Source organism: Frankia sp. CgKIO3, from assembly GCF_977946435.1.
Genome location: NZ_CDWTMO010000116.1, coordinates 1 through 13,858 on the forward strand (window position 1 = coordinate 1; position 13,858 = coordinate 13,858).

15 protein-coding genes and 1 pseudogene are annotated in these 13,858 nt (G+C 67.3%); 8 read left to right on the forward strand and 8 right to left on the reverse strand.

Going from position 1 to position 13,858, the window contains the following annotated elements:
* Positions 1–106: 106 nt before the first annotated feature.
* A complete protein-coding gene (gene dnaE / locus AC08OJ_RS13655; protein ID WP_476595912.1) occupies positions 107–3,655 on the forward strand; it encodes a DNA polymerase III subunit alpha in 3,549 nt (1,182 codons plus the stop codon).
* 310 nt (positions 3,656–3,965) lie between these two features.
* On the opposite strand, the gene AC08OJ_RS13660 is transcribed toward dnaE, so the two are convergent.
* The 3 genes from AC08OJ_RS13660 to AC08OJ_RS13670 form a co-directional block, all read right to left on the reverse strand.
* Positions 3,966–4,553 (reverse strand): O-methyltransferase, encoded by a 588-nt coding sequence (locus AC08OJ_RS13660; RefSeq protein WP_476595913.1) that lies wholly within the window; start codon positions 4,551–4,553, stop codon positions 3,966–3,968.
* Positions 4,554–4,913: 360 nt separating this feature from the next.
* Positions 4,914–5,282: a DUF5615 family PIN-like protein gene (locus AC08OJ_RS13665; RefSeq protein WP_476593275.1), complete on the reverse strand. Its 369-nt coding sequence runs from the start codon at positions 5,280–5,282 to the stop codon at positions 4,914–4,916.
* Entirely contained in the window at positions 5,279–5,506 is a 228-nt protein-coding gene (locus tag AC08OJ_RS13670; RefSeq protein ID WP_476593274.1) for a DUF433 domain-containing protein, read from the reverse strand. Before AC08OJ_RS13670 ends, AC08OJ_RS13665 begins: the two co-directional genes overlap by 4 nt.
* Before the next feature lie 267 nt (positions 5,507–5,773).
* Between AC08OJ_RS13670 and AC08OJ_RS13675 the strand changes: the two are divergent.
* Positions 5,774–6,031, forward strand: a pseudogene (locus tag AC08OJ_RS13675) (IS6 family transposase); the annotation flags it as partial.
* Positions 6,032–6,109: 78 nt separating this feature from the next.
* On the opposite strand, the gene AC08OJ_RS13680 reads toward AC08OJ_RS13675, so the two are convergent.
* The 5 genes from AC08OJ_RS13680 to AC08OJ_RS13700 form a co-directional block, all read right to left on the reverse strand.
* Positions 6,110–7,174, reverse strand: a complete 1,065-nt coding sequence (locus AC08OJ_RS13680; protein ID WP_476595914.1) for an integrase core domain-containing protein — start codon at positions 7,172–7,174, stop codon at positions 6,110–6,112.
* A 246-nt stretch (positions 7,175–7,420) separates the two neighbouring features.
* Positions 7,421–7,930: a toll/interleukin-1 receptor domain-containing protein gene (locus AC08OJ_RS13685; RefSeq protein ID WP_476595915.1), complete on the reverse strand. Its 510-nt coding sequence runs from the start codon at positions 7,928–7,930 to the stop codon at positions 7,421–7,423.
* A gap of 36 nt (positions 7,931–7,966) precedes the next feature.
* The gene (locus AC08OJ_RS13690) at positions 7,967–8,161 is read right to left on the reverse strand and encodes a hypothetical protein (RefSeq protein ID WP_476593271.1); all 195 of its coding nucleotides are present in this window, start codon (positions 8,159–8,161) and stop codon (positions 7,967–7,969) included.
* A gap of 9 nt (positions 8,162–8,170) precedes the next feature.
* On the reverse strand, positions 8,171–8,395 hold the full coding sequence (locus AC08OJ_RS13695) for a DUF397 domain-containing protein (protein WP_476593270.1): 225 nt from the start codon (positions 8,393–8,395) through the stop codon (positions 8,171–8,173).
* A complete protein-coding gene (locus AC08OJ_RS13700; RefSeq protein ID WP_476593269.1) occupies positions 8,392–9,300 on the reverse strand; it encodes a helix-turn-helix domain-containing protein in 909 nt (302 codons plus the stop codon). Before AC08OJ_RS13700 ends, AC08OJ_RS13695 begins: the two co-directional genes overlap by 4 nt.
* A gap of 352 nt (positions 9,301–9,652) precedes the next feature.
* On the opposite strand from AC08OJ_RS13700, the gene AC08OJ_RS13705 reads away from it, so the two are divergent.
* The 6 genes from AC08OJ_RS13705 (at position 9,653) to AC08OJ_RS13730 (ending at position 13,787) form a co-directional block, all read left to right on the forward strand.
* Entirely contained in the window at positions 9,653–10,684 is a 1,032-nt protein-coding gene (locus AC08OJ_RS13705; protein ID WP_476595916.1) for an ATP-binding protein, read from the forward strand.
* Complete coding sequence (locus AC08OJ_RS13710) at positions 10,684–10,827, forward strand: hypothetical protein (protein WP_476593267.1); 144 nt, start codon at positions 10,684–10,686, stop codon at positions 10,825–10,827. Before AC08OJ_RS13705 ends, AC08OJ_RS13710 begins: the two co-directional genes overlap by 1 nt.
* Positions 10,824–11,276 carry a hypothetical protein gene (locus AC08OJ_RS13715; protein WP_476593266.1) on the forward strand — a complete coding sequence of 151 codons (453 nt, stop codon included), beginning with the start codon at positions 10,824–10,826 and terminating at the stop codon, positions 11,274–11,276. Before AC08OJ_RS13710 ends, AC08OJ_RS13715 begins: the two co-directional genes overlap by 4 nt.
* Positions 11,277–11,743: 467 nt before the next feature.
* Entirely contained in the window at positions 11,744–12,097 is a 354-nt protein-coding gene (locus AC08OJ_RS13720; RefSeq protein WP_476595917.1) for a hypothetical protein, read from the forward strand.
* Positions 12,098–12,307: 210 nt separating this feature from the next.
* Positions 12,308–12,547 (forward strand): hypothetical protein, encoded by a 240-nt coding sequence (locus tag AC08OJ_RS13725; protein WP_476595918.1) that lies wholly within the window; start codon positions 12,308–12,310, stop codon positions 12,545–12,547.
* A gap of 706 nt (positions 12,548–13,253) precedes the next feature.
* Positions 13,254–13,787 (forward strand): hypothetical protein, encoded by a 534-nt coding sequence (locus AC08OJ_RS13730; protein ID WP_476595919.1) that lies wholly within the window; start codon positions 13,254–13,256, stop codon positions 13,785–13,787.
* Positions 13,788–13,858: the final 71 nt, after the last annotated feature.

The window sequence follows — 13,858 nt, forward strand, 5'->3', positions numbered from 1 at the left end:
CAAAAACAGGCTCTAAGGGGCTGTTGTGCCGCGTGCCTCTCTGGTGGCTCTGAGTGGCGGGGCTAGACTCCGACCGGCGGGCCGTTGCGGGCGAGAGGGGACTGGGATGCCGGCGGATTCTTTTGTTCACCTCCACGTGCACACTGAGTATTCGATGCTGGACGGTGCGGCGAAAACGGGCTTGCTTTTCAAGGAAGCGGCGAAGCTGGGGATGCCGGCCGTCGGGATGACCGACCACGGTAACATGTTCGGTGCCTACGAATTTTATCAGGATGCGAAGTCCGCGGGTGTCAAGCCGATCATCGGGATTGAGGCGTACCTGGCGCCCGAGTCGCGCCATCACAAGCGGCCTGTCCTGTGGGGTGAGCGTTCGCAGCGCGACGTCGACCCTGCGGGTGAGGGTGGTGACGTGTCCGGTGGCGGCGCCTACACCCACATGACGATGCTCGCGGCCAACGGGGCCGGGCTGCGCAACCTGTTCCGGCTGTCGTCGATCGCGTCGATCGAGGGCTACTACCGCAAGCCGCGGATGGACCACGAGCTGGTCTCCCAGTACTCCGAAGGGATCATCGCGACGACGGGCTGCCCGTCGGGTGAGGTGCAGACTAGGCTTCGTCTGGGCCAGTTCGACAAGGCGCTCACCGCGGCGGCCACCTACCAGGAGGTCTTCGGCGCGGACAACTTCTTCCTGGAGTTGATGGATCACGGTTTGCCGATCGAGCGCAGCGTCCGCCAGGGGCTGCTCGACATCGGCGACAAGCTGGGGCTTCGCCCGCTGGCCACGAACGACTCGCACTATGTGACCCAGGATCAGGCGGGAAGCCACGAGGTGCTGCTGTGCGTCGGCACCGGTAAAAAACTCGACGATCCGACCCGTTTCAAATTCGACGGATCGGGATATTACCTCAAGTCTCCGGAGGAAATGCGCAACCTGTGGGACAGTGAGGTCCCCGGGGCCTGCGACAGCTCTCTGCTTATCGCCGAGCGCGTCGAGTCCTACGACGATGTTTTCAAATTTGTGGACCGGATGCCGCGCTACCCTGTCCCCGAGGGTGAGACGCAGCTGTCCTGGCTGCGCAAAGAAATCGACCGCGGACTGACGTGGCGCTTCCCTGCGGGCGTGCCCGCCGATGTGGTCGAGCGCGTCGACTACGAGGTCGGCGTGATCGACAAGATGGGTTTCCCGGCTTACTTCCTGGTCGTCGCCGACATTTGCAAGTTCGCGAGAGATCGGGGCATCGGGCTGGGTCCGGGGCGTGGATCGGCGACCGGGTCGATGATCGCCTATATCCTGGGTATCACCGAGCTGAACCCGATCGAGCACGCGCTGATCTTCGAGCGGTTCCTCAACCCGGAGCGGATCAGTCCGCCGGATATCGACCTGGACTTCGACGAACGTCGACGCGGTGAGGTGATCCGCTACATCACCGAGCAGTACGGCGAGGACCGCGTCGCGCAGATCAACACCTTCGGCACCATCAAGGCCAAGGTCGCGATCAAGGACTCGTGCCGGGTGCTGGGTTACGACTACGTCCTCGGAGATAAGATCTCAAAGGCGATGCCGCCGGATGTGATGGGCCAGGGCATCCCGCTGGCCGGGATCTTCGACCCGAACCATGAGCGGTACGGTGAGGCCGCCGAGGTTCGGGCCCAGTACGAGACCGACACCAAGGTTCGGAAGGTCATCGACACCGCGCGGGGGCTGGAGGGACTCACCCGCGGCACTGGTGTCCACGCCGCCGGGGTCATCCTGTGCTCGGAGCCGCTGCTGGATGTCCTGCCGATCCATCGCCGCGACAATGACGGCGCGATCATCACCGGGTTCCCGTTTCCTCAGTGCGAGGAGATGGGCCTGCTCAAGATGGACTGCCTCGGCCTGCGGAACCTCACCGTCATCGGTGACGCGATCGAGGCCATCAAGCGTAACCGCAACGTCGACATCGACCTGTCCACCCTCCCCTTGGAGGACGCCAAGGCCTTCGAGTTGCTCGCCCGGGGCGACACGCTCGGGGTGTTCCAGCTCGACGGCGGACCGATGCGTAATCTGCTGCGCCTGATGGCACCGACGAAGTTCGGCGACATCGCCGCCGTGCTCGCGCTCTACCGGCCCGGCCCGATGGCGGCCAACAGCCACATCGAGTACGCCGACCGCAAGAACGGCCGCAAGGAGATCCTCCCGATCCACCCCGAGCTCGCCGAGGCGCTGGAGCCCATCCTCGGCGAGACCTACCACCTGGTGGTCTACCAGGAGCAGGTCATGGCCATCGCCCGGGAGTTGGCCGGCTACAGCCTCGGCGGCGCCGACCTGCTGCGCCGCGCGATGGGCAAGAAGAAGAAGGAGATCCTGGACAAGGAGTTCGCTCGCTTCTCCGCCGGGATGAGGGAGAAGGGCTACACCGACGCGGCGGTCCAGGCGCTGTGGGACGTGCTCGTCCCATTCTCCGGCTACGGGTTCAATAAGTCCCACACCGCCGGGTACGGCGTCGTGTCGTTCTGGACGGCCTACCTCAAGGCCAACTACCCGGCCGAGTTCATGGCGGCGCTGCTGACGTCCGTCGGTGACGACAAGGACAAGATGGCGGTGTACCTGGCCGAGACCCGCCGGATGGGTATCCAGGTCCTGCCCCCCGACGTCAACGAGTCGGATCTGCGGTTCGGTGCGGTCGGTGACTCGATCCGTTTCGGCCTGGGGGCCGTCCGTAATGTTGGGGAGAACGTCGTCGCCTCGATAGTCGCGGCCCGGCGGAGGAAGGGCGCGTATGAGTCGTTCGCTGACTTCCTGCAGAAGGTCGACATCGGGGTGTGCAACAAGCGCACCATCGACTCGCTGATCAAGGCGGGGGCGTTCGACTCGCTGGGCCATCACCGCCGTGTGCTGGTCAATGTGCACGAGAACGCGATCGACGCGGTGATCATCACGAAGCGGGCCGAGGCCATCGGCCAGTTCGACCTGTTCGGCGACGGGGGCGCCGGAGAGGAGGAGAGCCCGGCGCTAGGACTCGACCTGGACCTGTCCGGCCCCGAATGGCCGAAAAAGGAGCTGCTGGCTCAGGAACGCGACATGCTCGGCCTGTACGTGTCCTCGCATCCGCTGGAGGGTGCCGAGCGGGCACTGGATCGCCACCGCGACACCCGGATCGTCGACCTCGCCGAGGCCAACGACGGGACGACCGTACAGATCGCCGGCATCATCAGCAAGATCGACCGGCGGATCAACAAGAACACCGCCAAGGCGTGGGCGATCGTGACCGTCGAGGATCTCGACGCCTCCGTCGAGGTGCTGTTCTTCCCCCAGTCCTACGAGGTCCATTCGTACGCGCTCGTGACCGACGCGGTCATCTCGGTGCGGGGCAGGATCAACGAGCGGGAGGGGTCGGTCTCGCTGTTCGCCCAGGACCTGACGGTGGTCGATGTCACGACGCACGTGAACGGGCCGCCTGTCGTCATCACTCTGCCGTCACACAAGATCACACCGCCGCTGGTCGATGACCTCAAACTCGTCCTGACGACTCATCCCGGGACAACTCCGGTGCACCTGCGTCTCGAAGGCCCGCAGAACACGCATCTGCTCCTGCTCGAACTCCAGGTGCAGGCGAGTAGTTCGCTACTCGGAGATCTCAAGGCCCTGCTGGGTGCCCGAGCGGTCACCGTATGAGCGACCCGTCGCCGGAGGCGAGACAGCCTGCCGAGGTGGTGCTGTGCTCGACGGATAGTCCGCCGCGCTGCTGACACACTGGGTGGCAACGCTGGCCGTGCCGGCCGTCGACCTCCAGGCGTGGGAAGTCGACTATCAGGCGTGGCTACGAGGCGACCTGTGACACCCGGGCAGGTGCGTGTGGTCCGTCCGGCCAGGTCGGCAGCGTCGGAGCAGGCCGCAGCGGTACCGGCTGGAACATGCCCCCCGCTGCCAGCGGGTGAGCGCCGAGGCCCAACGGTAGATACGCCGTGCCGGAGCGGCGGCTGACTTACAGGCAGGGGTACGGGTAGGCGATGAACGGGTCGCCCAGGTACAGCGTCTCCAGGTCGACGAGGCCGCCCAGCCGGGCGACGTTGAGCGGCTGCCCGTCGTAGGAGTCGTAGCCGAACCGGGGATGGCTGAGGTCGACGTTGTCAACAGCGACGATCCCGGCCTGGACCGCGGCCAACTCGTCGGCCAGTGGCCAGCGGTCGTACCAGTGGGCATCGAGGTAGACCAGCGGCCGATCGAACTGGCCGGTGAGCAACGCCAGCACAGCCGCGGAGTCGCCGGTCACCACGGTGGTGTTCGGCCGGTCGCGTAGCCGGGTGCGGGTGAATGCGGCGTGCTCCTCGACGATGTCGCAGGTGATGATCGGCAGAGTGGGGTAGAGCCGGGCGAGGTAGTCGGTGGTGTCGCCGAGGAAGCAGCCAGTCTTGATGATGCCGTCACATCCATAGGCGTCGATCAGGTAGTCGACCTGCAGCGCGGTGGTGATGTCGAAGCCGAACGGTCCCCCGCCGTCGGAGAGGCGAGTGCAGCCGGCGCGAAGGGTGGTGTAGAAGGTGTCCAGGAGGCCGATCGACGGCTGGTACATGGCAGTCTTTCACACGCTGTGAGTGTGGCGCAGCCAGCGAGAGGACTCGAACCCCTAACCGCTCGATTGCAAGACGAAACCCTGCGTATCGGAGCCTACCGGAGAATGCCGCGCAGTGCCGTAAAATCCGAGGTCGGGGCGTTCTTCGTGCCGGTACGTGCCGGCCGATGCCGCGCCGTGCCGGAGCATCCGCGCACACAATGCGCACACACGCCGCCCGGGTGCGGCGCACGACACACCGACATGGCAGACATACATAACTTTCTGGACACAGAGACGCTCCGACTACGGTACGTAGTTGATTGCGGTCTAGTGTGGGACCTGCGCGGAGACCGCGGGCCGGATCGGGGGTAGCAGTACTCAGCGGAGCGGGAGTCGACGGACCCGTACGTGGGTGGTGCTGAGCGATATGACGACGCCCTGTTCGAGGTCGGCTTCCAGCGCAGGAAGATTGGCCAGCAGCAGGGCGGCTTGCGCGTCGGGCTTGAGCTGGTCGCCGGACCGGAGCAGGACGAGCGAGGGAGCGATGCCCCGGCTGAGTGCGAGCAGAGTCGTGAAGTCGCTGTCGGCGGAGATGATCGAACGTCTCTCGGTGACGGCGAACGCGCTGACCTTGGTATCAGGGGAACCGCCGAGCCCGTGCTCGAGGACGTGCGCCGCGTCGATGCCCTTGTCGCGCAGCAGTTTAGCCACCCGCGGTGAGAGGTTCTCGTCGACGAGAAACTTCACGCGGCGATGAACGGGCGCTCTTGCGGCATTGTCTCCGCGGCAAACGCGAGAGCTGCGAGCACGTCGTCGCGGGTGAGCGACGGATAGTCGGCGAGCAGTTCCTCGACCGTCGAGCCAGCCGCGAGCTGGCCCAGCACCGCGGACACGGTGATCCGGGTACCGCAAATCGCCGGCGCGCCCGCCATGATGGCGGGATCGGCGGTGATGCGGCTGACGATGGTCATGGCTAGGATTCTACCGTCGGACCCTCTGCAAGGGCGCTGTTGCGTCCGGCCGGCGCTGTTGCGTTGAGAGAACGCGGCGCACGCCAAGGGGCCGCCTCCGCTCTGTCAGATCGCCGCGGCGAGCTCGGCGAACGCTGCGGAGAGCCGAAGGCGGGGGTCGGTGTCGGTGGCGAGTGGCGCTGTTGCATCCGGCCGGGGCAGGCTCTCGGGCTGGCGGTCAGGCATGATCAGGTGATGCGTCGACGTCGTGCCTGCCCACCGGTTCCGATGTCGGAGTTCGCCGGGTTCCGGTTCCCACCCGAGGTGATCGTCCTGGCGGTGCGCTGGTACCTGCGGTTCGCCTTGTCGTACCGGGATGTCGAGGAGCTGCTCGCCGAACGCGGCCTCAAGGTAGATCATGTGACCGTGTATCGGTGGGTGCAGCGGTTCGCGCCCCTGTTGGTTGAGGCGGCGCGGCTGTGCCGGCACCGGCCCGGCGACAGGTGGTATGTCGACGAAACGTATGTGAAGGTTGCCGGTCGGTGGACCTTGTGGGGCTCCAGAACTCGGGTTTCGGCCTGTGAGCTGGCCTTTTGCCATTGAGGTGATTGTCTGCGGGCGTCGTCAGGCGGCGTTGCGATATTCGTTGATCATGCCGCCGAGGATGCGTGTGCGACGGACGGTGGAGTCCGGGGGTGGGGCGATCACGGGTGGCGAGTCGGGTGGGTGCTGGCCGAGGGAGCGGTGAGGCCGGTGGGTGTTGAAATGCTCGACGTAGCTGTCGAGGACCGACGTCAGATGCCGTTCGGAGACGATCAACAGCCTGTCGGTGCATTCGCGGCGGGCGGTGCCGACCCAGCGTTCCGCGATCGCGTTCGCCTTCGGAGTTTGTGGGGGTGTGCGGACCACGTCGATGCCGGCCCCGGTGAAGACAGCGTCGAAGGAAGCCGTGAACTTCATGTCGCGGTCACGGAGGAGGAACCGGAACCGGTGGCAACGCTCGTCGAGATCCATCAGCAGGTTTCGTGCCCGTTGTGTGACCCACGCCGAGGTCGGATGCTTCGTGACCCCGAGAACATGGACGTGGCGGGTGGCGTGTTCGACGACGAAGAACACGTAGATCCGCTGCAGGAAAACGGTGTCCACCGTGAAGAAATCGCAGGCCAGCAGGCCGGATGCCTGCGCGGACAGGAACGTACGCCAAGAGGCGTCGGCTCGGCGGGGCGCGGGGTCGACGCCGGCGCGGTGCAGGATCCGCCAGACGGTGGCGACCCCGACCGGGTAGCCCAACCCGATCAGTTCTCCCTGGATCCTGCGGTGGCCCCAGGTCGGGTTCTCCCGCGCGAGGCGCAGGACCAGCTCGCGGATCTTCCGGCGGACCGGTGGCCGTCCGGGCGTCTTGCGCGGGTAGGTCCATTTTCGTGCGAGGAGTCCACGGTGCCAGCGCAGCACGGTGGCCGGGGTGACGAAGAACGAACCCCAGCGGGCCCGGGGTAGCAGCCGGGACAGGGCTGCGAGGATCACCCGATCCGCCGGTTCCAGGGCCGGGCGGTTCACCTGCCGGTGCAGCACCGCCACCTGATGCCGCAGGACGAGGAGCTCGACATCCTTTGCGGTGTCCCCACCGACCCGGAGCAGCATCAGCCCGAGAGCATTGCGCGTCAGGGCGTAGAGCAGCGACCACACCATGACCATCCAGCCTGCCCGATGTGGGCCCTGTCCGGCAGGTAAACGCGCAGGTCACCGCTCGAATCGGGGTTCTGGAGCCCCACAGGGTGATCCGGTTGCGGTGGGTCCGGCTGGGTGACGGGTCCGGTCCTCCCCACGCTCGTGGGGGTGATCCGCGTCCCCGCAGCGCCTCCCATCGCCAGGATGCGTGGATTGCGCGTTCGGCCTACATCCGTTCGAGGCGGGATGTTCGCATCTCGGCCCTCACTACGACGAGGGCGGAGGCGTCACCGTGACGATTGGCTGGCCGACCTTGGCGGTGGCGTGGATCGCGCCAGGGAAGACGGTCTGCGACTTTGGTCCCGGGAACTCCGCGAGCCTCTCCATGACCTCGTGACCGACCGCGCGCAGGATCTGCTTACGGGCTTCGCTCTCGCCCAGGTCAAACAGGTCGACCCACGTCAACGTCCTCAGCACCACGGGTGGCTCCACCTTCTCGATGCGGAACGGGAGCAGCGCCCGCCGAGCGAGCGCGGTTCGCCACTCCGTGCTGCACCAGTCGGAGGCGAAGTAGGCGTGCGAATACAGCGCGATGGTCCAACGCGCGCCCGCCAGTTGCTCGTTCATCCACTCGACGAAGTCATGGCCCGGTGGCGAGTCCCATGCTTGCAGCCGCGTCTTCATCCCGACGTCTTCGAGGACGGTGGCGACCCATTTCGCCCATCCGTTGTCTGCCGACGTATACGAGATGAAAACGAACGCGTCTTCGTGCGTCAAGATCGCCCCCATGTCAACGGCGTCGTGCCATCCTGGTCATTGACCGTCGCCTCGCCAGCCGGGCCGGTTGGTATCGAGCCAGCGTCCAACATCCAACCGGTGCCACGCGCGGAACGGCCGGATCACCTTCGACCCCGGGAAGCCCTTCATCCGGCTGATCGTGTCCGCCCGCAACCGGCCGATACCCAGCATCGATACCAGGTCGGCCGCGCCTACCAGAATGCGGTCCACGCATGTCGTTTAGTTGAATTCTCCGTCACGGGCGCCAGCGAGGAACGCTGCCCATTCGGCGGCGGTGAAGGACAGGACGCCGCTGTCGGGGTGCTTGGAGTGCCGGACGGCGCGTCCGCCGTCCGGTAGCTCGGCGACCTCGACGCAGTTCCCGCCATTGCCACCGCTGTAGCTGCTCTTGCGCCAGGTCAACCCTGTCGGGGGGTTGGTGGGGCCGGGTGGGGTGTTGTTCATCCCATCTCCTCCGCGGCCTCGGTGATCAGCCCGCTTGACCGTTCTGGGTCCAGCGTGGCTGCTCGTAGGCGGTTCATCGCGAGTTTATACCGACGCAGGTCGGCGTCCCGTTCCAAGTACAGGCCGCTGTGGAGCTGATCCATGTGGACGACCTCCCCGCCCGGCGGGGCGGCGAAGGCCAGGATCGTGAAGGGGTAGCCGAACGCGGCGTAGGCCCCGAGCGTGTAGGGCAGGACCTGCACGGTGATGTTCGGCTGGGCGGCGCGGTCGGCGAGCTGGGTGAGCTGGGCGCGCATGACGTCGGATCCCCCGACGTGGCGGTGGAGCACGGACTCGTCGAGCACGACCCACAGCGAGAGCGGGTCGTCGCCGGCCAGTCGCTTCTGTCGTTCCATGCGGACGGTGACCCGGCGGTCGATCTCGTCGTCGTCGAGGCTCGTGTTCGCCGCCCGCAGCACCGCACGTGCGTACTGCGGTGTCTGCAACAGCCCGGGAACGAGCTGGTTCTCGAACTCCTCCACGCTCACCGCGCTGCTCTCGGCTGCCATGAACCGCTCGAACCAGCGAGGCACGGCGTCGGTGTAGCTGTGCCACCAGTCCTGCTGGCGGGCGGAACGCACCATCCCCAACAGTTCGTCGCGTAGCTGCTCGCCGATCACGCCGTAGAAGTCGAGCAGTGCGGTGACGTCGCGGGTGCGCTGGAGCCCCGCACCTGTCTCCATACGGCTGATCTTCGAGGCTGAGCACTGCAGATGTGCCGCAGCCTGGTCGATGGTGATGTCGGCTGCTTCCCGTAACCGCCGCAGTTCCGCGCCGACCTGCCGGCGTCGCATCGTCGGGGTCGCTTCGCCCGCCACGACCGCCTCCTCGTCAAGGTCAACCCGGCCCGAGTCTGCCAGCTTCACATGCACCACCCTGCAGGGGGAGCCAACGGCACAAAAATTTCCACGCATGGTAGCTGCCGTGCATTGCACAGGACATGCATTGCAGGCATTCTGATGCCGTGACCACCCCGCCACGATCTGGCTAAAGCATCGCGGGAGGCGGGGATGGCAACCACAGCCGGTCACAAGGAGGCTGCCTGGGCACGCTTGACCGTGCTCAGTGCAGAAGGCGCGTCCGTGTCGTCCACACGGGCCGGAACGGGGTGGAGCGGATGCGAACGGTGCTGACCAGCGCGCGAGAGAAACACGACGATCGTCGGCCGCGCGCACGGCTGTCGAAGGCCGGCTACGAGAAGACGACGGGTGGTGGCGTGTGACGCGGACCGCGTTCGGATACATACGGCCCACGAGCACGAGAGACGGCGAGCTACGCCGCCTACGCGGCATGATCAGCGACTACGCTGCCGCTGAGGGGATGAGCCTGGTCGCCATCTATGCCGACGAGCAAGTCAGGCCGGCCGACGCCCGGCCTGGCCTTGCGGCCCTCCTCGACGCAGTCAGACGAGCTGACCGGGCCGTCGTGCTGGTCCCCGACATGACCCATCTCCCGCGCTCCCCAGACACGCGCCGTTCCCTCGAAGAACAGGTGACCGCGCTCGGCAGCGCGATCATTCCCCTCATACCGCCGGGCCGCATCCCCGCACAGGCCGCTTCCACGGACCGGCAGCACCAACCACGATCCCGCGAGGGCGGCCAGAACCCGGCGCCGTCACCGGCCGTCCGTGTGGCGGTCGAACGGTTCCCCGCCCTCCTCAGCTCCGTTCCCGACGCCCGTGCCGCCGCCCGCCGTGTGCTCCAAGGGTGGCGGCTGGACTCTGCGGCGGTGGACACCGCGGCGTTGATCGTCTCAGAGCTCACGGCGAATGCCGCGAAGGCGAATCCGGCCGGGGACATCGTCGCGGTCCGGCTCACGGCCAGCGGCGGCAGCCTCCTCATCGAGGTCTGGGACAACGCCTCCGCCCCACCTGCCCTGCAGGATCCGGACTCCGACGGGGAGAACGGGCGCGGCCTGCTCCTCGTCAACGCGCTCAGCAGCCGATGGTCCTGGTACCGGGCAAAATCAGGAGGAAAGGTCGTCTGGGCGGCAATGCGCGCCAAAGTCCCGCAGCCCACGCAGCCGTGGACCGAGGCCGGGCAGTTGGAACAGCGCACACCACAGCCCACCCCAGACCCGCTCGCATCGGTGGCCTTCGAGGAGGATCCGGCGCTGCTGCGCCGGGTCGCCGACGGGCTACGAGCCTTGGACGACTGGCACCTTCCCCACGCCGAGGCCGCCCCACCCAGGACACTCCCGCCGGCAGCCGCGGTCGGACATCTAACCCGGGTGGCAGCGGGACATATGTGATGACCGATCCCAACCGCTCGCCGCGGGCCACCACCTTTGCCCTGCTGCTCGGCGCAGGGGATGGGATGGTCCCTCCCGCGTCGATGACCATCGGTCACGACACCGACGTCCGCCGGGCAATGCGGACCGGGCGGATCGCGTGACCCCCCACGTCCCTCTCGTTCCGGTCGTCATGCGCCCGATTGTGCTCATCGCGCGCATGGCGGCCCTGCCCGAGGTCACCCCACCGGCGGACATCGCCCGGATCCTCGCCACGTTCACCCCACCCATCGACCCGACCTCACCGGCATGGGCCGCGCTGCGTGCCGCCCTCGATCTGACCATCCCGGCCGGTGTGTCGGCGGTCTGGTCTGACGACACGATCGCCTTCCTCGCCCTCGAACAGACAACCGGTACGGGGCTGGACATCGGTGTGGTCGCCTACGGACCGGACCGGGACCGGCTCGCCCACGATGTCCGTGTCTGGGACGCGGAACGCCGCGGTGAGAACCCGACGATCCGGGTCTACCCCCGCGGGACTGCCTGGGAGGCCCCGCCACCCGGCCGGCTCTTCGACATGCCATCCGCACAGGTCTTGATCAGCTGGGACTGACTCATGGCTTCCTCGCGTCCCTCCAAGACCCGGCGGAGCGGCCGGCCCAGCAGCCGCTCCGGCGCGGGACAGCCCGATACAGATCTTCTGATCGCGCGCTGTCATCAGGATCATCCCGAGGCCCGCCGCCGGCTGTCGCCTGTCGAGACCACGGTCCTCGCGGGTGCACGTGTCCGCGGCGGGCAGGACCTGGTCGACCTGAGCCTGGGGTCGACCCTGACGCGTGCCGCGCTCTGGGCCGTCCTGCCCGGTGGCAGCGTCACGACTCTGACCCCAACCGCTGCGGCGCTGCACCAGATCCGACCAACCGTGGAGAACGGCCACACGTGGGGGTCGGTCTGGGACCTCTTGGAGCGCCCCCTGCCGGATGCTGATCGGCAGTGCCCGGGTCCTCCAACCGGGAGGGCGGGTGCCGGTCTGCAAACTCCTGCTGGGCCAGCGCAGACCCGTCGCCCTCGACGGACTCAGTGCGCACGAGGTGGCTCAAACCGAACGGGTCCTTCGCCGGGGTACGGCCAGCTGCCCACGCCTTCACCGTGCCGCACGCGGTCGGGAACGCGCGCCTCGCCGGCCTCACCCAGATCGAATACACCGAAGAGACGGTGCCTGTTCCCCTGGCGGGGGTGGCCGCGGCCGACGCCGCGCTGCGCGCCGAGGGCCCGGCCGGCGAATCGGCCTACCAGGCGATCAGCCGCGTCCTGGGCGCTGCCTTCGCCCGCCAGTACGCCGAAGCGTGGCGTTCGACCGCCCGCCGCCGCCCCCTCATCCCGGAAACCCCCATCGCCTACCTCACCATGGTCAACCCGGAGGTCACCCGGTGATTGCCCGCCGGTGGTCGGTAGCGCGTTCGCCGCCTCCTGATGTTGATCGGCTCCTCCGGGCGGTGATCTATGATGCGGCGGGTCGGCATAGGGGGGGCACTGCGGGACGGTACGACGGGCGCGGTGTACGCGGATGATGAGTCCGCCGCGGGGCGGCGCTGGGCTGAGCACCACTGCCGGGGCGTCAGCCCCGACGCCGGCCAGTCGTAGATGACCACGGCCGGGGCGGGTGTTACCCCGCCGTCCGGCGGCGACGAGGGCGCGTCCATTGTGATCGCGGGGATCGTCACGGAGACCGCCGATGTCAGCGGTGACGGGCCGGCCGTCATCGCGGTAGTCGATCATGGCATGGAGATTATGGAGGATCCCTCCCTACGGCTGGAGGATCATCACCTTGCGGGTAGCCCTGCCCGGCGCAGGGCTACCCGCCTCGACGATCGGGCCCGCTGAGCTCCAGTCCGCCGACGTCCTCATGCGCTCAGGCAGCGACCGCGAGGACACATCGTGCGATGCCTGACGCTGCTGCGGGCCTAGGCCCGCAGCCCTCCAGCCCCGGAGGGGGAGGCAGGAAGGTGACTGTCCGTCGCGCCACGGCCTTGGGGTGGCCGCTCACCAGGGCAGATTCTTGATCCTCCGGGTTCAAAAAATCTTGCAGGAACATGCCATTCACTTGCATTGGCGCGAGAAAGCCGCCTCGGGCCGATCTGGGTGCCGCTACGTTGAGTCAATGCGTCGATGCGATCGATCGCCCGGCCGTCCGGGTGTCATCGCGAGCTCCGCCGCAGGGCCGGCGGATGGTCATGGTGAAGTGTCGGGTGGCCCTGGGGTCTCTGACCAGGTGGTTTTCCGCGTCGGCGATCATCGTCGGCCGGATGCCGGCCGCCGGTCGACCCCTTGGCGGCGCGGTCCGCGTGGCCCGCCCGACCTTCCGCGCCAGAATGGTCAAACACTCTGTGTAGCAGATTTGGTTTGCTGCGGCGCAGCTTAGACCGTTCCGCCTGCCATGTCTCGTGTGAGATTTACACCTCTTGTCATCACTCGGCGTAGATGGTCTATATCTCTCGCACTGTGAAGGGGCCGCCTAGGCGAGAGGTTCGGGTCGGATGAGTGACGGAACGTGAGGCGGCGCGGATCGTCTCTCGGTGGGGCGGTCGCTGTGTTGGCCCTGCTCGCGGCCAGCGCGTGCGCCGACGGCGCCGTCGACACGCCCGCGCCGGCGCCTTCGGCGTCGGCGCGGCCCTCTCCCTCCCCGGCCAGCCCGTCATCGTCGCCGGTCAAGGCGCAGGTCGCGGAACGCGACGCCCTGGCCGCGTATCGGGGCATGTGGGATGACTGGGTGCGGCTCGCGGCGACCTCCGACTACCAAAATCCTGATCTCGCACGTCATGCCAGCGGTGATGCGTTGAGCCTTATCTACAAGAATATTTATCTGAACAGCAGCGGCGGTGTTGCCAGCCGAGGGAAGCCCGTATTGCGGCCTCGCGTCACCTCCGTGTCTCCGCCGGAGGCGCCCGACCAGGCGGTTATCGAGGATTGCGTGGATGACAGCGGCTGGGTGAATTATCGGGCCGACGGGCAACGTCAGGACGACGAGACGGGCGGCCGGCGCCTCACGCAGGCTTTGGCCTTGGAGACGGCCGGCGTATGGAAAATAGATCGGATTGTCGTGCAGACGGTCGGGACGTGCTGAGATGGTGGGCGGCGACTAGCATGGCGCTCTTTCTCGGATGTGTCTTGGCTGGCCCGGCCGCGACACAAAGG

Excerpts from the sequence above, each read along its gene's own strand:
- AC08OJ_RS13680 (WP_476595914.1), bottom strand. The coding sequence starts at position 7,174 with ATGGTGTGGTCGCTGCTCTACGCCCTGACGCGCAATGCTCTCGGGCTG.
- AC08OJ_RS13670 (WP_476593274.1), bottom strand. The coding sequence starts at position 5,506 with ATGACCATCGTCAGCCGCATCACCGCCGATCCCGCCATCATGGCGGGC.
- dnaE (WP_476595912.1), top strand. The coding sequence starts at position 107 with ATGCCGGCGGATTCTTTTGTTCACCTCCACGTGCACACTGAGTATTCG.
- AC08OJ_RS13710 (WP_476593267.1), top strand. The coding sequence starts at position 10,684 with ATGACCGATCCCAACCGCTCGCCGCGGGCCACCACCTTTGCCCTGCTG.
- AC08OJ_RS13660 (WP_476595913.1), bottom strand. The coding sequence starts at position 4,553 with ATGTACCAGCCGTCGATCGGCCTCCTGGACACCTTCTACACCACCCTT.
- AC08OJ_RS13725 (WP_476595918.1), top strand. The coding sequence starts at position 12,308 with ATGACCACGGCCGGGGCGGGTGTTACCCCGCCGTCCGGCGGCGACGAG.
- AC08OJ_RS13695 (WP_476593270.1), bottom strand. The coding sequence starts at position 8,395 with ATGAACAACACCCCACCCGGCCCCACCAACCCCCCGACAGGGTTGACC.